The 17,559-nt window shown below is 69.5% G+C and carries 16 protein-coding genes; 11 read left to right on the top strand and 5 right to left on the bottom strand.

Features of this window, described 5'->3' with window-relative positions:
- Positions 1-62 precede the first annotated feature (62 nt).
- Together glp and galU are read right to left on the bottom strand one after the other, a co-directional pair.
- Positions 63-1,403: a gephyrin-like molybdotransferase Glp gene (gene glp / locus AB0I94_RS10985; RefSeq protein WP_363309179.1), complete on the bottom strand. Its 1,341-nt coding sequence runs from the start codon at positions 1,401-1,403 to the stop codon at positions 63-65.
- 4 nt (positions 1,404-1,407) lie between these two features.
- Positions 1,408-2,313 (bottom strand): UTP--glucose-1-phosphate uridylyltransferase GalU, encoded by a 906-nt coding sequence (gene galU / locus AB0I94_RS10980; RefSeq protein ID WP_363309178.1) that lies wholly within the window; start codon positions 2,311-2,313, stop codon positions 1,408-1,410.
- Between the two features lie 94 nt (positions 2,314-2,407).
- Between galU and AB0I94_RS10975 the strand changes: the two genes are divergently transcribed.
- Positions 2,408-3,031 carry a 5-formyltetrahydrofolate cyclo-ligase gene (locus tag AB0I94_RS10975; protein WP_363309323.1) on the top strand — a complete coding sequence of 208 codons (624 nt, stop codon included), beginning with the start codon at positions 2,408-2,410 and terminating at the stop codon, positions 3,029-3,031.
- Between the two features lie 79 nt (positions 3,032-3,110).
- On the opposite strand, the gene AB0I94_RS10970 is transcribed toward AB0I94_RS10975, so the two are convergent.
- On the bottom strand, positions 3,111-5,873 hold the full coding sequence (locus tag AB0I94_RS10970) for a penicillin acylase family protein (RefSeq protein ID WP_363309177.1): 2,763 nt from the start codon (positions 5,871-5,873) through the stop codon (positions 3,111-3,113).
- A gap of 213 nt (positions 5,874-6,086) precedes the next feature.
- Here AB0I94_RS10970 and AB0I94_RS10965 point away from each other — a divergent pair, with 213 nt between their 5' ends.
- From AB0I94_RS10965 to mscL, 6 genes are all read left to right on the top strand, one after another.
- Positions 6,087-7,607 (top strand): potassium/proton antiporter, encoded by a 1,521-nt coding sequence (locus AB0I94_RS10965; protein ID WP_363309322.1) that lies wholly within the window; start codon positions 6,087-6,089, stop codon positions 7,605-7,607.
- Between the two features lie 259 nt (positions 7,608-7,866).
- The gene (locus tag AB0I94_RS10960) at positions 7,867-9,132 is read left to right on the top strand and encodes an MFS transporter (protein ID WP_363309176.1); all 1,266 of its coding nucleotides are present in this window, start codon (positions 7,867-7,869) and stop codon (positions 9,130-9,132) included.
- Between the two features lie 67 nt (positions 9,133-9,199).
- The gene (locus AB0I94_RS10955; RefSeq protein ID WP_363309175.1) at positions 9,200-9,544 is read left to right on the top strand and encodes an FmdB family zinc ribbon protein; all 345 of its coding nucleotides are present in this window, start codon (positions 9,200-9,202) and stop codon (positions 9,542-9,544) included.
- A gap of 122 nt (positions 9,545-9,666) precedes the next feature.
- Positions 9,667-10,518: an S-methyl-5'-thioadenosine phosphorylase gene (locus tag AB0I94_RS10950; protein WP_363309174.1), complete on the top strand. Its 852-nt coding sequence runs from the start codon at positions 9,667-9,669 to the stop codon at positions 10,516-10,518.
- Between the two features lie 227 nt (positions 10,519-10,745).
- A complete protein-coding gene (locus AB0I94_RS10945; protein ID WP_363309321.1) occupies positions 10,746-11,276 on the top strand; it encodes a hypothetical protein in 531 nt (176 codons plus the stop codon).
- A gap of 138 nt (positions 11,277-11,414) precedes the next feature.
- On the top strand, positions 11,415-11,906 hold the full coding sequence (mscL, locus tag AB0I94_RS10940; protein ID WP_363309173.1) for a large conductance mechanosensitive channel protein MscL: 492 nt from the start codon (positions 11,415-11,417) through the stop codon (positions 11,904-11,906).
- A gap of 7 nt (positions 11,907-11,913) precedes the next feature.
- On the opposite strand, the gene AB0I94_RS10935 is transcribed toward mscL, so the two are convergent.
- Positions 11,914-12,138: a hypothetical protein gene (locus AB0I94_RS10935; protein ID WP_363309172.1), complete on the bottom strand. Its 225-nt coding sequence runs from the start codon at positions 12,136-12,138 to the stop codon at positions 11,914-11,916.
- 203 nt (positions 12,139-12,341) lie between these two features.
- Between AB0I94_RS10935 and AB0I94_RS10930 the strand changes: the two genes are divergently transcribed.
- The 4 genes from AB0I94_RS10930 to AB0I94_RS10915 all read left to right on the top strand — a co-directional run bounded on the left by AB0I94_RS10930 (position 12,342) and on the right by AB0I94_RS10915 (position 17,082).
- Positions 12,342-13,583, top strand: coding sequence for a low temperature requirement protein A (locus AB0I94_RS10930; RefSeq protein WP_363309171.1), 1,242 nt, complete (start codon positions 12,342-12,344; stop codon positions 13,581-13,583).
- 13 nt (positions 13,584-13,596) lie between these two features.
- Positions 13,597-14,634 carry a P1 family peptidase gene (locus AB0I94_RS10925; protein WP_363309170.1) on the top strand — a complete coding sequence of 346 codons (1,038 nt, stop codon included), beginning with the start codon at positions 13,597-13,599 and terminating at the stop codon, positions 14,632-14,634.
- Between the two features lie 250 nt (positions 14,635-14,884).
- Complete coding sequence (locus AB0I94_RS10920) at positions 14,885-16,120, top strand: Ig-like domain-containing protein (protein ID WP_363309169.1); 1,236 nt, start codon at positions 14,885-14,887, stop codon at positions 16,118-16,120.
- Between the two features lie 170 nt (positions 16,121-16,290).
- Positions 16,291-17,082 (top strand): DUF6227 family protein, encoded by a 792-nt coding sequence (locus tag AB0I94_RS10915; protein WP_363309168.1) that lies wholly within the window; start codon positions 16,291-16,293, stop codon positions 17,080-17,082.
- A 38-nt stretch (positions 17,083-17,120) separates the two neighbouring features.
- Here AB0I94_RS10915 and AB0I94_RS10910 read toward each other — a convergent pair whose 3' ends face one another.
- Entirely contained in the window at positions 17,121-17,375 is a 255-nt protein-coding gene (locus tag AB0I94_RS10910) for a hypothetical protein (protein ID WP_363309167.1), read from the bottom strand.
- Between the last annotated feature and the right edge of the window lie 184 nt (positions 17,376-17,559).

The raw sequence follows: 17,559 nt of genomic DNA, 5'->3' as shown, positions 1-17,559 counted from the left end.
CCTCCGGCGGTGCGGCGCGAGGGGGCTTATGTGCGCGACACCGTACCGCGCGGACGCGCCTTTCAGCCGAGCAGGACCACTTCGACGTCCGTACCCGGCTCGACCGACGTGGTGTCCTCCGGGACGACGATCAGCGCGTTCGCGTGCGCGAGGGCCGCGACGAGGTGGGAGCCCGCGCCGCCCACGGGCCGCACGCCGCCCGCCTCGGCGTCGTACTGCCCGCGCAGGAACTGCCGCTTGCCCGCGGGTGAGGTCAGCGCCTTGTCGGCGGTGAGCTCCGCGCGCGCCGTGGGCCGGTGGACGTCCGGGAGGCCCATCAGGGCGCGCACCGCGGGACGCACGAAGATCTCGAAGGAGACGTACGACGACACCGGGTTGCCCGGGAGCGCGAGCAGCGGGGTGTGGTCGGGGCCGATGGAGCCGAAGCCCTGCGGCTTGCCCGGTTGCATGGCGAGCTTGCGGAACTCGATGCCGCTGCCGTCCTCACCCCCGTCCTCGGCGGATCCCACGGATGAGAGGGCTTCCTTCACGACGTCGTACGCACCGACGCTGACGCCGCCCGTGGTGACGACGAGGTCGGCGCGGATCAGCTGGTCCTCGATGGTGGAGCGCAGTGTGTCGGCGTCGTCGGCGACCGCGCCCACGCGGTAGGCGATCGCTCCGGCGTCCCTGGCCGCGGCGGTCAGGGCGAAGCTGTTGGAGTCGTAGATCTGCCCCTTGGCCAGCTCCTCGCCGGGCTGGATCAGTTCGCTGCCGGTGGACATGACGACCACACGGGGGCGTGGGCGCACCGTGACCGTGCCGCGGCCGATCGCGGCGAGCAGGGCGATCTGCGGGGCGCCGAGGACCGTGCCGGCGGACAGCGCGCGGTCACCGGCCCGGACGTCGCTGCCACGCGCCCGCACGTGCGCGCGTGCCTCGGCGGGGCGGTGGACGCGGACCTCGCCGGATGCTCCTTCGGGGGCGCCGCTGTGCGCGCGCATCCCGGAGACGGGGCCTTCGCCGAGGCCTCCGTCGGTCCACTCCACGGGGACGACGGCCTCGGCACCGGGCGGCAGCGGGGCGCCGGTCATGATGCGGGCGGCCTGTCCGGCGCCGACTTCTGGCTGCTCGCCCTGGCCGGCGGCCACGTCACCGATGACCGTCAGGACGGCGGGGAACTCCTCGCTCGCGCCCGCGACGTCGGCGACCCGGACCGCGTAACCGTCCATGGAGCTGTTGTCGAAGGGCGGCAGCGAGACGGGCACCGTGACGTCCTCGACGAGGACGCAGCCCTGGGCGTCGAGGAGTTGGAGCTCGATGGGCTCCAAGGGGCGGACGGATCCGAGGATGTCGTCCAGGTGCTCGCTCACCGACCAGACGTGTTCCTGGCCGGTGACTTCAGTCGTCGCGCTGCTGCTCAAAGTGCTACATCTCCTCGGACACGTAACTGCGAAGCCAGGCCTGGAAGTCCGGGCCCAGGTCTTCACGTTCGCACGCGAGTCTGACAATGGCACGCAGATAGTCGCCCCGGTCGCCGGTGTCATAGCGGCGGCCCTTGAAGACGACGCCGTGCACGGGGCCGCCCACCTTCTCGTCGGCCGCGAGCTGCTGGAGGGCGTCGGTGAGCTGGATCTCACCGCCGCGGCCCGGCTCGGTCGTGCGCAGTATGTCGAAGACGTGAGGGTCGAGGACATAGCGGCCGATGATGGCGTAGTTGCTGGGGGCGTCCGCCGCGTCGGGCTTCTCGACCAGACCGGTCACCTTGACGACGTCGCCCTCGTCCGTGGCGTCCACGGCCGCGCAGCCGTAGAGGTGGATCTGCTCCGGGGCCACCTCCATGAGGGCGATGACACTGCCGCCGTGCCGCTCCTGGACCTCGACCATGCGGGCGAGGAGGGGGTCGCGCGGGTCGATCAGGTCGTCGCCGAGGAGGACGGCGAACGGTTCGTCGCCGACGTGCGGGGCGGCGCACAGGACGGCGTGACCGAGCCCCTTGGGGTCGCCCTGGCGCACGTAGTGCATGGTGGCGAGGTCACTGGACTCCTGGACCTTCGCCAGCCTCGCCTCGTCGCCCTTGGCCAGAAGGGCCGACTCCAGCTCGTAGTTGCGGTCGAAGTGGTCCTCGAGGGGGCGCTTGTTGCGGCCCGTGATCATGAGGACGTCGTCGAGGCCGGCGGAGGCGGCCTCCTCGACCACGTACTGGATCGCCGGCTTGTCGACGACGGGCAGCATCTCCTTGGGGGTGGCCTTGGTGGCCGGCAGGAACCGGGTGCCAAGGCCTGCTGCGGGAATGACAGCCTTGCTGATCCGCGGGGGGTGAGACTCAGTCATGTCCGTAACCATAACCGGTGAGTATGTGCGGAATCTGTGTCTCCGGACATTTTGTTCTCATATGAGCGCACTTGGAAAGGTTTGTGAACGCGCCATGCAAGAAACCGGCTCGGACCAGCCGTCCGATCAGCCAACCAAGCGCACCTTGCGCGCGGAATTCCTCGCGGTGAGAAGCCGGTTGACTAGGGATGACGCTCAGAAGACCGCCGCGGTTCTCGCCGAGCGCGCATTGAAGCTGCCGGAGCTCCTCGGGGCGCGCACGGTCGCCGCGTACGTCTCCGTGGGGAGCGAACCGGGGACGCGCGCTCTCCTCGACGCCCTGCACGCGCGCGGGACGCGGGTCCTGCTGCCGGTGCTCCTCCCGGACAACGACCTGGACTGGGCGGCCTACGCGGGCGAGGGCTCGCTCGCCCGCGTGCAACACCCTGGAAAGATCCAGCTCTTGGAACCCTCGGGGCCGCGCCTCGGGCCCGACGCGGTCGTGTCGGCGGACGTCGTGCTGCTGCCGGGCCTTGCCGTGGACGCGCGCGGAATGCGGCTGGGGCGCGGTGGCGGGTCGTACGACAGGGTGCTCGCCCGGCTCGGGCGGGCCGGGGCCGACCCGGCCCTGGTGGTGCTCCTGTACGACACCGAAGTCGTCGCGCACGTGCCCCAGGAGCCGCACGACAAGCCGGTGCACGCCGTCGTCACCCCGTCGGGAGTGCGCCGCTTCCGCTGAGAGGTCTGTGAAGACGAGAATGGCCCTCCACGCGCGCGTGGAGGGCCCTTTCACTGTTGCCGTACTGGTCGGACGCGGCTCAGGGCCGCAGCACCAGGGTGTCGTTCGTGCTCTTCTTGACGGCCTCGTCCGAGAAGGACCACGGCAGCAGCTCGCCCTTGACCCACTTGCTGGTCTGGTCGGTGTAGTGCGCGCTGTAGGCGTGTCCCGAAGCTCCGGTGAGGTTGATCCACTTCGACTTGTCGAGGTTGTCGAGGTTCACCACCATGCGCATCGAAGGCACCCACTGCACTCCGTAGCCGCCCGCCGCGTTCCAGCCGGTCGCGTTGACCGCCGCCTCGCCGCCGCCCAGCTTGAACGGGCCGCGGTTGAGCATGAACTGGAGCCAGCCGGGGCCTTCCACGCCCAGGGTCTGGTTCTTCAGGGTCAGCCGGTGCAGGCGGCCCCAGCTCCAGGTGTCGACGTCCTTGCCGAGCTTGGCCGTCAGGTCCCAGCGCGCGTCCTCCATGGCCCGGCCGAACAGCTGGTCGCGGGTCTTGGTCGCGGCGTCCGTGCGGGTCCTGGGCGACTTCCACCAGTCGTTGTCCTCGTCGTCGAGGATCGACCGGATCACTTCGTAGTAGCGGTCGCCGCCGTCGGGCTGCGCGGATTCCGCGTCCCGCTGACCGCACTCGCGCACCCGCTCGGCCTCGTCGGCGGGACCGGTGTTCCCGGCCGGTTCGACGTTCAGGCACTGGCCCTTGACCCGCAGCTCCTTGGGCAGCTTGTTGCCGATGGAGAGCTTGAGGATGTTGCGCCAGACCGAGTTGAAGTACGCGGCCGCCGCCGAGTCGGGTTCCTGGGTGTAGTCCCAGCCCTCGAGCAGCTTCTGCGCCTCACGGACGTAGCCGTCCTTGACGTCGATCTTGAGCAGCTTGGGCACGAGCAGCTTGGCGATCTCGCTGCTGTTGTCCATCTGCATCGTGCGCATGTCCTCGGTGGAGACCTTCCCACCGTTCTTGATCTTCGACTGGATCAGGTCGGTGATGCGCTGGCTGCGCGCCCCGTAGCCCCAGTCCGACGTGAGCTTGTACGGGTACGAGGACTTGTCGTCGTCGATGACGGCCTGGTTGGCGGTCACGATGTAGCCGCGCTTCGGGTCGTACTCGTAGGGCAGCGCGGACTGCGGGATGTAGCCGGTCCAGCGGTAGTCGGAGTCCCAGCCGGGCGCGGGCAGTGCGCCGTCGCCCTTGCCGCGGACCGGGATCTTGCCGGGCGCCTGGTAGCCGATGTGGCCGTCGCGGTCCGCGTAGATCAGGTTCTGCGAGGGCACTTCAAAAGAAGAGGCCGCCTTGCGGAACTCCGAGAAGTCCTTCGCCTTGTTGAGCTCGAAGACGGCGTCCATCGACTTGCCCGGCCGCAGCGCGGTCCAGCGCAGCGAGACTCCGTAGCCATCACCCCGGTCGGGGGCCGCGCTGTCGACGGTGGCCTTCTTGCCGACCTTCACCAGCTCGTCGTCGCGGTCGGACAATAGGGGCCCGTTGCCGGTCTCCCGGACGGTGATCTTCTTGGACTTGCCGCCCGCGACCTTGATGGTCTCCACGCGGGACTTGAAGGGCAGCACCTTGTCGTCGTACTCGTAGCCGTCGCCCTCGAACTTCTCGAGGTAGAGGTCGGTGACGTCGGCGCCGAGATTCGTCATGCCCCAGGCGATCTCCTGGTTGTGGCCGATCACCACGCCGGGCATGCCGGCGAAGGTGTAGCCGGAGACGTCGTACTGGCAGTCCTTGGAGACCGTCCGGCAGTGCAGCCCCATCTGGTACCAGACGGACGGCAGCTGCGGTGACAGGTGCGGGTCGTTGGCGAGCAGTGGCTTCCCGGTGATCGTGTGGTCGCCGGAGACCACCCAGGAGTTGGAGCCGATGCCGTTGCCGTTCGGGCCGAGGCCCGCGTCCGGGACGCTGTCCAGGATGTCGGAGAGGCCCGACAGCTGGGACTGGAGCCCGTCGGGGGCCTGGGTGTTGCCCGCGAGGCCCGTGCCCGCCGCGCCGCCGGTCTGCGACTGGCTGCCCGTGCCGCTGCCCTTGCCCTCGTACTCCTTGGTGAGGCTGTTGTAGGCGCCCTCCTGGACGATGGGCTTGTTCCGGTCGTACGGGTACTCCGGGTACAGGTCCTTGATCTGGGACGGGCCGAGACGGCTGGTCATCAAAGAGCGGTCGATCTCGTCCTGCATGTTGCCGCGCAGGTCCCAGGCCATGGCCTTGAGCCACGCCACGGAGTCGACGGGGGTCCACTCCTGGGGCTCGTAGTCGTTGGTGAAGCCAAGGGCGGCGTACTCCAGGGAGATGTCCTTGCCGCTCTTGTCCTTCAGGTAGGCGTTGACTCCCTTGGAGTACGCCTGGAGGTACTTCTTCGTCGCGGGCGAGAGCTTGGTGTCGTACTCCTTCTGCGCCACGCGGTGCCAACCGAGCGTCCGCAGGAACTCATCGGTCTTCACTTGGCCCTTGCCGAACATCTCGGAGAGGCGACCGGAGGTCATATGGCGGCGGACGTCCATCTCCCAGAACCGGTCCTGCGCCTGGACGAAGCCCTGGGCCATGAACAGGTCGGCGTCGGACTCGGCGTAGATCTGCGGGATGCCGTTGCCGTCGCGCTTCACGTCGACGGGACCGGCGAGGCCGTCGAGTTTGATCGTCCCCTTGGTCTGCGGGAAGGAGGCACGCACCGTACTGACGCTCCAGTACGCCCCGTAGCCGATGCCCGCCACGATGGCCAGGACCAGGACGATTACGAGGAGGCGGGCTCGGCGCCCCTTCTTCTTGCCGGACTTATGACCGGAAGAGGCGGTGGTATTCGAGGGCATCGCTGTCCTTGCTGTCCTTACGCGAGCGGCAGGGCTGGCTGGGCGGTGGTGGGAGCGCTGGAGCAACTGTAGGCGCAGGGCACTACGGCCTCGGACGCGGAGTCAGGAACCTACATGGCGACACGTCGGACGCGTGTTCGGTGGCATCAAGGAAGCGTTAACAATTAGGTAAGGTAACGAAGTACTTGGCTTGCGCGAAGGAAGGAACGGCCCCTGACTGTCCACGACCTCAACCAGCTTCTGCTCATCTGCTCGCTCGTCCTGCTCGTCGCGGTCGCGGCGGTCCGCATCTCGTCGCGCAGTGGGCTCCCCAGCCTGCTTCTCTACCTCGGCATCGGCATCGCCATCGGTCAGGACGGTATCGGCAACGTCACCTTCAACAATGCCGAGTTGACGCAGGTCATCGGCTATGCGGCGCTCGTCGTGATCCTGGCCGAGGGCGGCCTCGGCACGAAGTGGAAAGAGATCAAACCCGCGTTGCCCGCGGCCGCCGTCCTGTCGCTCGTCGGCATCGCGGTGAGCGTCGGCGTGACGGCCGCCGGAGCCCACTACCTGGTCGGCCTCGAGTGGCGGCAAGCGCTGATCATCGGCGCGGTGGTCTCGTCGACGGACGCGGCGGCGGTCTTCTCCGTGCTGCGCAAGGTGCCGCTGCCCGCGCGCGTGACGGGGATCCTGGAAGCGGAGTCGGGGTTCAACGACGCCCCCGTGCTGATCCTGGTCGTGGCCTTCTCCACCGCGGGCCCCGTGGAGCACTGGTACGTCCTCCTCGGCGAGATCGCCCTGGAGCTGGCGATCGGTGCCGTGATCGGCATCGCGGTGGGCTGGCTCGGCGCCTTCGGCCTGCGGCACGTGGCGCTGCCCGCGTCCGGCCTCTACCCCATCGCCGTGATGGCCATCGCCGTCGCCGCCTACGCGGCCGGAGCCATGGCGCACGGCAGTGGATTCCTCGCCGTCTACCTCGCCGCGATGGCCCTCGGCAACGCCAAGCTGCCGCACTGGCCCGCCACCCGGGGCTTCGCCGAAGGGCTCGGCTGGATCGCGCAGATCGGCATGTTCGTCCTGCTCGGCCTCCTGGTCACCCCGCACGACCTGCTCGACGACATGTGGCCCGCGATCATCATCGGCCTGATCCTGACCGTGGTGGCCAGACCCCTCGGAGTGGTCATCAGCCTCGTGCCGTTCCGCCTGCCCTGGCAGGAGAAGGCCCTGATGTCCTGGGCCGGACTGCGTGGAGCCGTGCCCATTATTCTGGCCACGATCCCGATGGTGAACGGCGTCGACGACAGCGAGCGGATCTTCAACATCGTCTTCGTCCTGGTCGTCGTCTACACCCTGATCCAAGGTCCTACGCTGCCGTGGCTGGCCAGGACACTGCACCTGGGCGACTCTTCGGGCGCCGCCGACCTGGGCATCGAATCGGCACCTCTGGAGCGTCTGCGCGGGCACCTGCTCTCGGTGGCGATCCCGAAGGGATCGCGGATGCACGGCGTCGAGGTGGGGGAGCTGCGGATGCCCGCAGGGGCGGCGGTCACGCTCGTCGTTCGCAACGGCGAATCATTCGTACCGCAGCCCATGACCGTGCTGCAGCGCGGGGACGAACTTCTCGTGGTCGCGACCGACCCGGTGCGCGACGCGGCGGAGCGGCGGCTGCGGGCCGTCGGACAGGGCGGAAAACTGGCTGGATGGCTGGGAACTGCTGGTCATGAGGCCAAAAGGCGGGGCAATCACAGGTGACGGGCGCCTCAATCTCCGTATTCACAGGCCTGATGGGGCACATTCCCTGTACGATGAAGGCACACTTCTTCTGTACCAACTGATCGAACCAACTCTGTCTGAAGCAGAGCTGGCGCCGACCGTATGGCGGCCGCATGTCCTCGCAGTGGGCAACTGCAGTGGGCAACCGGCATCTACCGCAGTTCCGCGCAAGAGGACAGCTCTCGGCGTCGCCCTGAAAAAGGGGGCCGCGCTACCAGGCGGCAGAAAGGCACGGGCCGTGGCATCCACGGTCACCTCCCGCCCGGGATACGGACAGCTGCTGCGCACCCGCGGCGCCTGGACGTTTCTCCTGCCCGGCTTCGCGGCACGACAGCCCTTCGCGATGCTGACCATCTCCATCGTGCTCCTTGTGCAGCACACCACCGGCTCGTACGGCGTCGCCGGCGCCGTCTCGGCCGTCACCGGTGTCTCCATGGCGGTGTTCGCCCCCTTCGGCGGCAAGCTCGCCGACCGGTTCGGCCAGCGGGCCGTACTGGTGCCGGGCGTGCTCATCCACACCGTCTCGGTGCTCTCCCTGACGGTGCTCGCGCTCTCGGACGCCCCCTTGTGGGCCCTCTTCGTCGCGGCGGTGCCCACCGGCGCCTCGCAGCCGCAGATCAGCCCCATGGTGCGGGCCCGCTGGGGCGTCAAGCTCCAGGACTCCCCGCTGGCGGGCACGGCGGCCGCCTTCGAGTCGGTCACGGACGAGCTGACGTTCGTCCTCGGCCCGCTCTTCGCGACCGCGCTGTGCACGACCATCGACCCGGCGGCCGGACTCTTCACGGAGGCCGGACTCACTCTGGTGGGCGGCCTGCTGTTCGCCGCGCAGAAGAGCACCCAGCCCAGGCCCGCCTCCCGCGAGGAGCACGCGCGCGTGGAGCACGTCTCGGCCCTGCGCATCCCCGGTGTGCGGGTGCTGATCGTGACCTTCCTGGGCATCGGCGCCGTCTTCGGCGGTATGCAGGTGTCCCTGGCCGCCTTCACCGAGTCCATCGGCGAGCCCGGCCTGAACGGCGTCCTGTACGGCACGTTCGCGGCGGGCAACATGCTCTCCGGGCTCGTCTGCGGTGCCATCGCCTGGAAGATCGCCCCGCAGCGGCGCCTTCTCGTCGGGTACGCGGCGCTGACCCTGATGGCCTCCGGACTGTGGGCCGCGCACTCCGTGGTGCTGCTCGCCGGACTCGGACTCCTGGTCGGCGTCTGCATCGCGCCCGCGCTCATCACCGGCTACACACTGGTCGACCGTCTCGTGGACCCCTCCGGCCGCACCGAGGCGTTCACCTGGCTCACCGGTGCCGTCGCGCTCGGTCAGGCCGCGGCCGTCACGGTCGCGGGACAGCTGGAGGACCGCTTCTGGGACGGCGCCGGATTCCTGGTGCCGCTGGGCGGCACGGCGCTGGCCCTCGCGGTGCTCGTGACGCTGCGCTCGCGGCTCGTGCCGCGGTCGGTCGGACGCACCGTGGCACGTGGCGTCGGTCACCGCGAGCCGGTCGCGGTGGACTGATCTCGCGGAATACGTCACTATGGATCGTCGTTAGCACTCATCGAGTGAGAGTGCCAGGAGGAAGCAAGTGCCGACGTACCAGTACCAGTGCACCGAATGCGGCGAGGGCCTCGAGGCGGTGCAGAAGTTCACCGATGACGCTTTGACCACGTGCCCCAGCTGCGACGGACGCCTCAAGAAGGTGTTCTCCGCCGTCGGCATCGTCTTCAAGGGCTCTGGCTTCTACCGCAACGACAGCCGCGGCTCGTCGTCGAGCAGCACGCCGTCGACGGCGACCGCGTCGAAGTCCTCGGACTCCAAGCCGTCGGACTCCAAGTCCTCCGCGGGCGCTTCGTCGTCCTCCTCGGACTCGAAGTCGTCCAGCTCCTCATCGGGGTCCTCGGCCGGCTCGTCGAGCTCGTCGGCCGCCTAGTCCTCGGGCAGACCGTCCGCGCACGCCTTTAAAGACCCCACGCGCACGCTTTTCTCCCAGGTCCCCGCTGTCCTCCGACAGCGGGGACCTCGGCGTTCCCGGGCCCGGTTACTGTGCTCGGCATGGTGAACACGCCGAACGCGACGCGGGCCGGGATCGGTGTCATCGGCGGCTCGGGCTTCTACTCCTTCCTCGACGACGTGACCGAGCTCGAGGTCGACACGCCCTACGGGGCGCCCAGCGACTCCCTCTTCATCGGAGACATCGCCGGGCGGCGGGTCGCGTTCCTGCCCCGGCACGGCCGCGGACACCATCTGCCGCCGCATCGGATCAATTACCGCGCCAACCTGTGGGCGCTGCGCTCCGTGGGCGTACGTCAGGTGCTCGGCCCGTGTGCGGTGGGCGGCCTGCGGCCCGAGTTCGGTCCCGGGACGCTGCTGGTGCCCGATCAGCTCGTGGACCGCACGAAGTCACGTACGCAGACGTATTTCGACGGGGTGCCCCTGCCGGACGGGAGCATTCCGAACGTCGTGCACGTGTCGCTTGCCGACCCGTACTGCCCCGTCGGGCGCGGCGCCGCGCTGCAGGCGGCCCGCGGGCGGAAGTGGGAGCCGGTGGACGGCGGGACGCTCGTGGTGATCGAGGGGCCGCGGTTCTCGACTCGGGCCGAATCGCTGTGGCATGCGGCGCAGGGCTGGTCGGTGGTGGGCATGACCGGGCATCCGGAGGCCGCGCTCGCCCGCGAACTTGAGCTCTGCTACACGTCGTTGACCCTGGTGACGGACCTGGACGCGGGTGCGGAGAGCGGTGAGGGCGTCTCGCACGAAGAGGTGCTCCAGGTGTTCGCGGCCAATGTGGACCGGCTGCGGGCGGTGCTGTTCGACGCGGTGGCCGGGCTGCCCGCGCAGGGCGAGCGGGAGTGTTCGTGTGCGCGGGCGCTGGGCGGGATGGAGACGGGGATTCAGCTGCCGTGAGAGGCCCTCACCGCGTCTGAGGGCGGAACTTTCCCTTCGGGTGAGGGAGTTGTCCACAACCGGCGAGTAGTGCACGGGTCTCAGCGGGATTCGGCGCGGGCCTGCATCGTGAGAGCGCAAGGCAAGATCCTCAGCCCTCCCGAACTCTCTGCAGCTCTACCGAACTCTCCGCAGCTCTCCCGCACTCTCCGCAGGTGGTGGCCGTCGTGGCGCATGCTCCCTCAGACATCTCAGAAATCTCCTCCTCCGCCCCTCCCCCGCCGTGCCCCGTGCCGCACTTCTCGCCCGTGCGGGTGCGGGGCGGGCGCCGGCGCCTGCGAAGGCTGCTGCGGCACAGGCGGCGGGCCGTGGCCGCTGGGCTCGCGGTGACCGCGGCGGCGCTCGTGGCCGCCGGGCCGCGGGATGCCGAGCCGGTGCGGCCGCAGGGACATCCGGCGGCCGCCGCCGCGCCCTCGCGGGAGTCGGAGCGGGGGCATCGGGCCGCCGCGCTGGTGGCGGCGCCGGTACGGATCGCGGACGCGGAGACAGTGCGTCTGCTGCACCGGGGCGACCGGGTCGACGTGGTGGCCTCGGACGGATCGAAGTCGCGGGTGGTCGCGGCCGGGGCCAGGGTGACCGAGGTACCCGTCCCTCGGTCGGACGCCGGTGAAAGCGTCGCGGAGGCGGGGGCGTTGGTCGTATTCTCCGTGCCGCGGGCGACGGCGGCGCGGCTCGCCGGAGCCGGTGCGGGTATGCGGCTGGCGGTGACGCTGTGCTGACTCACGACGTGTGCGACTGCACTTACTTGCGGTCAAGTCGCTCGTTCGAGGCATCCAATTGGACAGTCCTACCAGGCCCTGACGTAGTTTGCGAAGCCGTCTGTTTCACAAACTGCATGTGCAACGAAAGGCCTCGTGGTGAGCGAGAAGAACGAGCCGAGTCTCTGGGAGGGCTTCAAGGCCTTCCTGATGCGCGGCAATGTCGTCGACCTGGCGGTCGCGGTGGTCATCGGAGCCGCGTTCACGAACATCGTGAACTCCGTGGTGAAGGGTGTCATCAACCCGCTGGTCGGCGCCTTCGGGACGAAGGATCTCGACCACTACAGCTCCTGTCTGAAGTCCCCGTGCAAGGTGGACAAGTCGGGAGAGGTCGTCGACGGCATCCCGATCATGTGGGGCACGGTTCTCAGCGCGACCCTCAGCTTTGTGATCACGGCGGCCGTCGTCTACTTCTTGATGGTGCTGCCCATGGCCAAGTATCTGGCGAGGCAGGCCGCGCGGAAGGCCGCGAAGGAGGGCGCGCAGGAGGTCATCGAGGTCTCGGAGCTGGAGGTCCTGAAGGAGATCCGCGACGCCCTGGTGGCCCAGCGCGGCTCGGGGCACGACGAGCGCGGGCGCGACGAGCGGTAGCCCGCGCTCAGAGGTGGTGCGGCGGCTTCTCGTCGAGGAAGCGCGCCAGGTCGCCGGCGCTGTCGCCGGCCGGAGGCCGCTCGCCCCACCCGCGATCCGTGTCGTCCGAAGACTGCTGCGACAGGGGGTCGTCGAAGATCAGGGCACTCTTCGGCTTCTTCGGCGCCTCGGAGTGCTTCGGGGTCTCCGATTCCTTCGGATCGCGCGGTTCGGGGGCGGGGGCGGTGCTCATGTTTCCAGGGTACGTCCGTGGGGGGCCGCGGCGAGCGTCAGACGGCCGTGAACCCCTGAGCGGCGAAGATCCCCCCGGCGGCGGCCATCTGCCCGGAGGGCGGCGAGGGGATGCGGCGTGCCGTACGGCGGCCGGGTGTCACTGCCGACCCCGCTGGGCGCCGCAGCCCGACTCGGCGGGTGCCTTCTGCTGTGCTGGGCCGCATGACGTCCACACCGGCCTCCGGGGCGACACCGACCCCACCTGCCACAAGCTCCCCGTCTTCCCCGCCCCCCATCCTGCGGCCACTTCGCGCACGCGGGCGCGGGGAGACGCATCGGGCCGCGACTCCACTGGAACTCTTCTTCGACCTCTGCTTCGTCGTGGCGGTCGCGCAGGCCGGGGTCGAGCTCGTGCACTCCGTGGCCGAGGGGCACGCGGGCGAGGGCGTGCTCAACTACGCGATGGTGTTCTTCGCGCTGTTCTGGGCGTGGGTCAACTTCTCGTGGTTCTCGTCGGCGTACGACAACGACGACGTGCTCTACCGGGTCGTCACGCTCGTACAGATCGCCGGAGTGCTGGTGTTCGCCGCGGGGGTCTCCCAGGGGTTCGAGGAGCACGACTTCCTCCTCATCTGGCTCGGCTACCTGATCATGCGGGTCGCCCTCACCACTCAGTGGCTGCGTGTCGCCAAGTCGGCCACGGGCGCCGAGCGCACCACCGCGCTGCGGTACGCGAGCGGGGTGCTGGTCTGCCAGATCGGCTGGTCGGGACTGTTGTTCCTGCCCGAGGACGCGCGCCCCTGGCTGTTCCTCGTGATGGCGGTGGCGGAGATGTGCGTGCCGGTGATCGCCGAGCGCGGCTACACCACGGCCTGGCACCCGCACCACATCTCCGAGCGGTACGGCCTGTTCACGATCATCGTGCTCGGCGAGACGATCGCGGCGGCGACCGTCGCCGTGAAGTCCGGCATCGAGGAGAACGACGCGCTCGACGAGCTCCTGCCCATCGCGGCGGGCGGTCTCCTGATGGTCTTCGCCGCGTGGTGGGTCTACTTCGTCGTCCCCATCCACGGCCGCCTGAGCAGCAACCGACAGGCCTTCCTGTGGGGGTACGGGCACTATTTCATCCTGGGAGCGGCCGCCGCGATCGGCGCCGGCCTGGAGGTCGCGGTCGAGGAGGCGGTCGGCAAGGCGCACATCTCGACGTTCGCCGCGTCCGCGGCGGTGACCGTACCGATGGCGCTGTATCTCCTCACCGTCTGGCTGCTGCACTCCCGCTACTACAAGGTGGGGCTCGCCCAGCAACTCGTGCTGCCGGTCGGCGCGCTGGCGACCCTCGCGAGTACGTTCGCCGGAAGCTGGGCCGTGCTGGTCGCCGGGCTCGTGGCGACGGCCACCGTCGCGACCGGCGTGACGCTGACCAGCCGGATGGCCCGACTCACGGCGCGCAACTCCCCCTCGTGATACGCAACTCGGTATGACCTCCGACTCCCTCACCGATGTCCCCGGCCTCCGGGTGGGCCACGCGACTCTCGCCGGCGAAGGCCGCCTCACCGGCACGACCGTCGTACTGGCTCCGCCGGGCGGCGCCGTCGCCGCCGTGGATGTGCGCGGCGGCGGCCCCGGCACCCGTGAGACGGACGCCCTCGACCCCCGCAATCTGGTGCAGCGTGTCGAGGCCGTGGTGCTGACCGGCGGCAGCGCGTACGGCCTGGACTCCGCGACCGGCGTGATGGCATGGCTGGAGGAGCGGAGCCGGGGCGTACGGGTCGGCCCCGACCCCTCCCACGTCGTCCCCGTGGTCCCGGCCGCCTGCGTCTTCGACCTCGGCCGCGGCGGCGACTTCAGGGCGCGCCCCGACGCCACGACGGGCCGCGCCGCGGTGGAGGCCGCCGCGGGCACCGAGCCGTTCACCCCCGTCGAGGAGGGGAACGTCGGCGCGGGCACCGGAGCCGTGGTCGGGAAGGTCAAGGGCGGTGTCGGCAGCGCGAGCGTCAGGCTGGACTCGGGCATCACCGTGGCCGCCCTGGTCGTGGCGAACGCGGCGGGCCCGGGGGTCGATGCGGGGACGGGCGCGCTGTACGGGCGGTACTTCGAGGGACGGCAGGTGGCCTACCCCGCCCCCGAGGTGCACGAGGAGGCCACGCGCCGCCTCGCCGAAGCCGCCGCCGAGAACGGGCCGCCCCCGCTGAACACCACCCTCGCCGTGGTCGCCACGGACGCCGAACTCACCAAGGCCCAGGCGCAGAAGCTGGCCGGCACGTCGCACGACGGCATGGCGCGCGCCGTACGCCCCGTCCATCTCCTGAACGACGGGGACACGGTCTTCGCCCTCGCGACCGGCGAGCGCCCCCTGGCCGCCGACGCTCCCCTCGCCCTGAACGAGATCCTCGCGGCGGGCGCGGACATGGTGACGGCTGCGATCGTCCGGGCGCTCCTGGCCGCGGAGTCCGTCCGGACGCCGGGCGGCACCTTTCTCTCGTACCGCGACCTGTACGGCAAGCAGGCCCAGTAGCCCGAGCAGCCCGACCAGCCCGACCAGCCCGAGCAGCCCGACCAGTCCGAGTAGCCCGAGCTCAGGAATCCCATAGCCTCACCCAAGGGAATTCTCAGGCGGAACAGTTACAAATGGCCGCGGACAACGCTCCGTTGGACCGCCGGCGGGCCATGTCCATGTGCCCGCACTCACATCAAGCGGACGGAACCTCTCCGCCCGCATGCCGCTCTTAACCCTTACTGGATCAGAACGCGCACTTCGCACAAAGATGGAGCAGCCCGTGACAACGTCGCACATAGCCCAGCCCCGGCGGCGCACCCTTCTGGCGGCCACCGCGCTCGCCGCCGTGGGTGCGCTCACCCTCACGGCCTGTGGCGGCGACTCGGACGCCAACGGCGACAGCGGCGGCAAGGACGGCAAGACCAACGCCCAGGGCGCCGACATCACCATCTCCGCGAAGGACGGCTCGACCGGCGCGTCCATCAACGCCACCGGCGTCAAGGTCAAGGGCGGCAAGCTGACCGACGTGAAGATGACCCTGGTCTCCACCGGAGCGGCGGTCGACGGCACGCTCTCCGCCGACGGCACCAGCTGGAAGCCCAAGGCCCAGCTGGAGCGCGGCATGAAGTACAAGATCACGGCCGACGCGAAGGACTCCAAGGGCAAGGAGGCGACCGAGAACTCGATCTTCACCACCGTCTCGAAGGCCAACAGCTTCATCGGCAGTTACACCCCCGACGGTGGCACGAAGGTCGGCGTCGGCATGCCGGTCTCCTTCAACTTCGACAAGGCGATCACCGAGAAGCAGTCCGTCCAGTCGCACATCAAGGTCACCTCCGACAGCGGCCAGAAGGTCGTGGGTCACTGGTTCGGCGACCAGCGCCTGGACTTCCGGCCCGAGGAGTACTGGAAGGCCGGCTCCAAGGTCACGATGAAGATCGACCTGGAGGGCGTGAAGGGCGCGGACGGCGCCACCGGCGTACAGAACAAGACGGTCAGCTTCACCGTCGGCCGCGCCCAGGTCTCCACGGTCGACGTGAAGGCCAAGAAGATGACGGTCGAGCGCGACGGCAAGGTCATCAAGACCATCCCGATCTCCGCGGGCAGCCCCGCGAACCCCACGTACAACGGCAAGATGGTGATCTCCGAGAAGTTCACCCAGACCCGTATGAACGGCGACACGGTCGGTTTCGGCGGTGAGTACGACATCAAGGACGTTCCGCACGCGATGCGCCTGTCGTCGTCCGGCACCTTCATCCACGGCAACTACTGGGGCTCACCCTCGATCTTCGGCAGCGCCAACACCAGCCACGGCTGCGTCGGGCTGCAGGACGCGCAGGGCGCGGGTGACTCCAGCACGCCGGGCGCGTGGTTCTACGACAACTCCCTCATCGGGGACATCGTGACGGTCAAGGGCTCCCCGGACGAGACGATCGCCCCGGACAACGGCCTCAACGGCTGGAACATGTCCTGGAGCGAGTGGACGGCGGGCAGCGCGGGCTGATTCCGGCCGCCGCACCTGACCCGGCCGACCCTCTCACCAGCCCCAACACCGCGAGCCGCACGGGAACTTGCCGTGCGGCTCGTACGTTTTCCCGTTCCCGGACATGATGTCCGACGCAGGGGCTACGGTATGCACTCACAAGGTGACATGCAGCAACGCCGGGAGAGACCTTGAGCGTTCCGTACGAGTACGAGACGGCGTACGAGCCACAGTCTGCCGAGCAGAATTCTCCGCACTCCCCGCAGGAGCATCTAGAGCGGCTTCTTCGCCGCGCCATGAACTCCTTCGACCTGCCGGACGACACGATAGGGCGTCTGGACTCGGCTGTGGCGTACGACAGTTCGCTGCACTCCGCGCACCACAGCGCGGGTCTGCACCGCGAGACGTACCGTCACACGTGGCTGCTCGCCGACGCGGGCGCGCTCACCCTCTGGGAGCTCGCGCACAACACAGGCCCCGGCAGCCACCCTCAGTACGAGCTGTACGCGGACGAGGAGGAGGCGGGGGTCGCCACCTCGCGCCTGCCCCTCCCACCGGACACCCCTTCCGCCGCCTGCGAGCAGCCCGTCGTGCTCCAGCTCCCGGTCGCCCACGAACCCCGCCATACGTACGTGCCGGACGACTCCGCGGATCACGGCCGCCGACTACTGCGCCGCGCGGAGAACTCGGTGAGCGAGGGGCGCCCCGGCGAGGAACTGGAGCGGTTACTGCGCTCGGCGTTCGCGCACCAGATCACCCAGGCTTTCGGCCGCCCCTGCCTGGTGGGCGAGGCACGCCTGTGCTTCTCGCTCTACGAGCACGCGTTCCTGCTCTTCGACGGCAGCGAGCTCAGCCTCTGGGAGGTCGAGCACACGGTCACACCCGACAAGCGGCACCGCTGCGAGGTGTACGCCTCCGAGGAAGCGGCCCGCGCGGCGATGGAACAGCGCGCGAGGAACATGCCGCAGCAGCGCGCAAAATAGGAAGAAGCAGGACGAAGAGGGGCGGCGGCCTCGCCGGCTCAGGGGCGGCCGTGGCCGAACTGGCGGACGAGGCCCGCGAAGGCGGCGCGCTCGTCCGCCGTCAGCTCGGCCGTCTCCGCGCCCGGCGGGCCCGCCTGCGCGGGCAGCGCGCTCAGCGCCTGGGACTGACGCCGGACGCCCACATCGGCCTGGTCGCGCCGCATCACCCGCACCAGGCCCACGGCCCAGACGACGGTCGCCGCGGCCAGTACGGCCACGCCTGTCTGCTGGAGGATCGAGACATTCTGGAGCATGTCGCACAGTAGACATCACGATCCGGGGCTTACGACAGGGGGTTGTGGGACTTACGTCCTGAAGTGACGCATGTCGCACAACCCCCCGCATAGGGCCCGAACAGCCGAAGCCCGGCAGTCGGGCCCTAACGGCCGGGCATCAGACGACCGGGCATCAGACGACCGGGCATCAGACGGCCGAGGA

It is taken from the genome of Streptomyces sp. NPDC050147, assembly GCF_040660195.1.
In the GTDB taxonomy this organism is placed as follows: Bacteria; Actinomycetota; Actinomycetes; order Streptomycetales; family Streptomycetaceae; genus Streptomyces.
Note: the sequence above shows the minus strand (reverse complement) of the source record. Positions and strands in the feature narration are given on the sequence as shown.

Excerpts from the sequence above, each read along its gene's own strand:
- galU (WP_363309178.1), bottom strand. The coding sequence starts at position 2,313 with ATGACTGAGTCTCACCCCCCGCGGATCAGCAAGGCTGTCATTCCCGCA.
- AB0I94_RS10930 (WP_363309171.1), top strand. The coding sequence starts at position 12,342 with ATGACGTCCACACCGGCCTCCGGGGCGACACCGACCCCACCTGCCACA.
- AB0I94_RS10910 (WP_363309167.1), bottom strand. The coding sequence starts at position 17,375 with ATGCTCCAGAATGTCTCGATCCTCCAGCAGACAGGCGTGGCCGTACTG.
- AB0I94_RS10970 (WP_363309177.1), bottom strand. The coding sequence starts at position 5,873 with ATGCCCTCGAATACCACCGCCTCTTCCGGTCATAAGTCCGGCAAGAAG.
- AB0I94_RS10935 (WP_363309172.1), bottom strand. The coding sequence starts at position 12,138 with ATGAGCACCGCCCCCGCCCCCGAACCGCGCGATCCGAAGGAATCGGAG.
- AB0I94_RS10975 (WP_363309323.1), top strand. The coding sequence starts at position 2,408 with ATGCAAGAAACCGGCTCGGACCAGCCGTCCGATCAGCCAACCAAGCGC.
- AB0I94_RS10920 (WP_363309169.1), top strand. The coding sequence starts at position 14,885 with ATGGAGCAGCCCGTGACAACGTCGCACATAGCCCAGCCCCGGCGGCGC.
- AB0I94_RS10950 (WP_363309174.1), top strand. The coding sequence starts at position 9,667 with ATGGTGAACACGCCGAACGCGACGCGGGCCGGGATCGGTGTCATCGGC.
- AB0I94_RS10925 (WP_363309170.1), top strand. The coding sequence starts at position 13,597 with ATGACCTCCGACTCCCTCACCGATGTCCCCGGCCTCCGGGTGGGCCAC.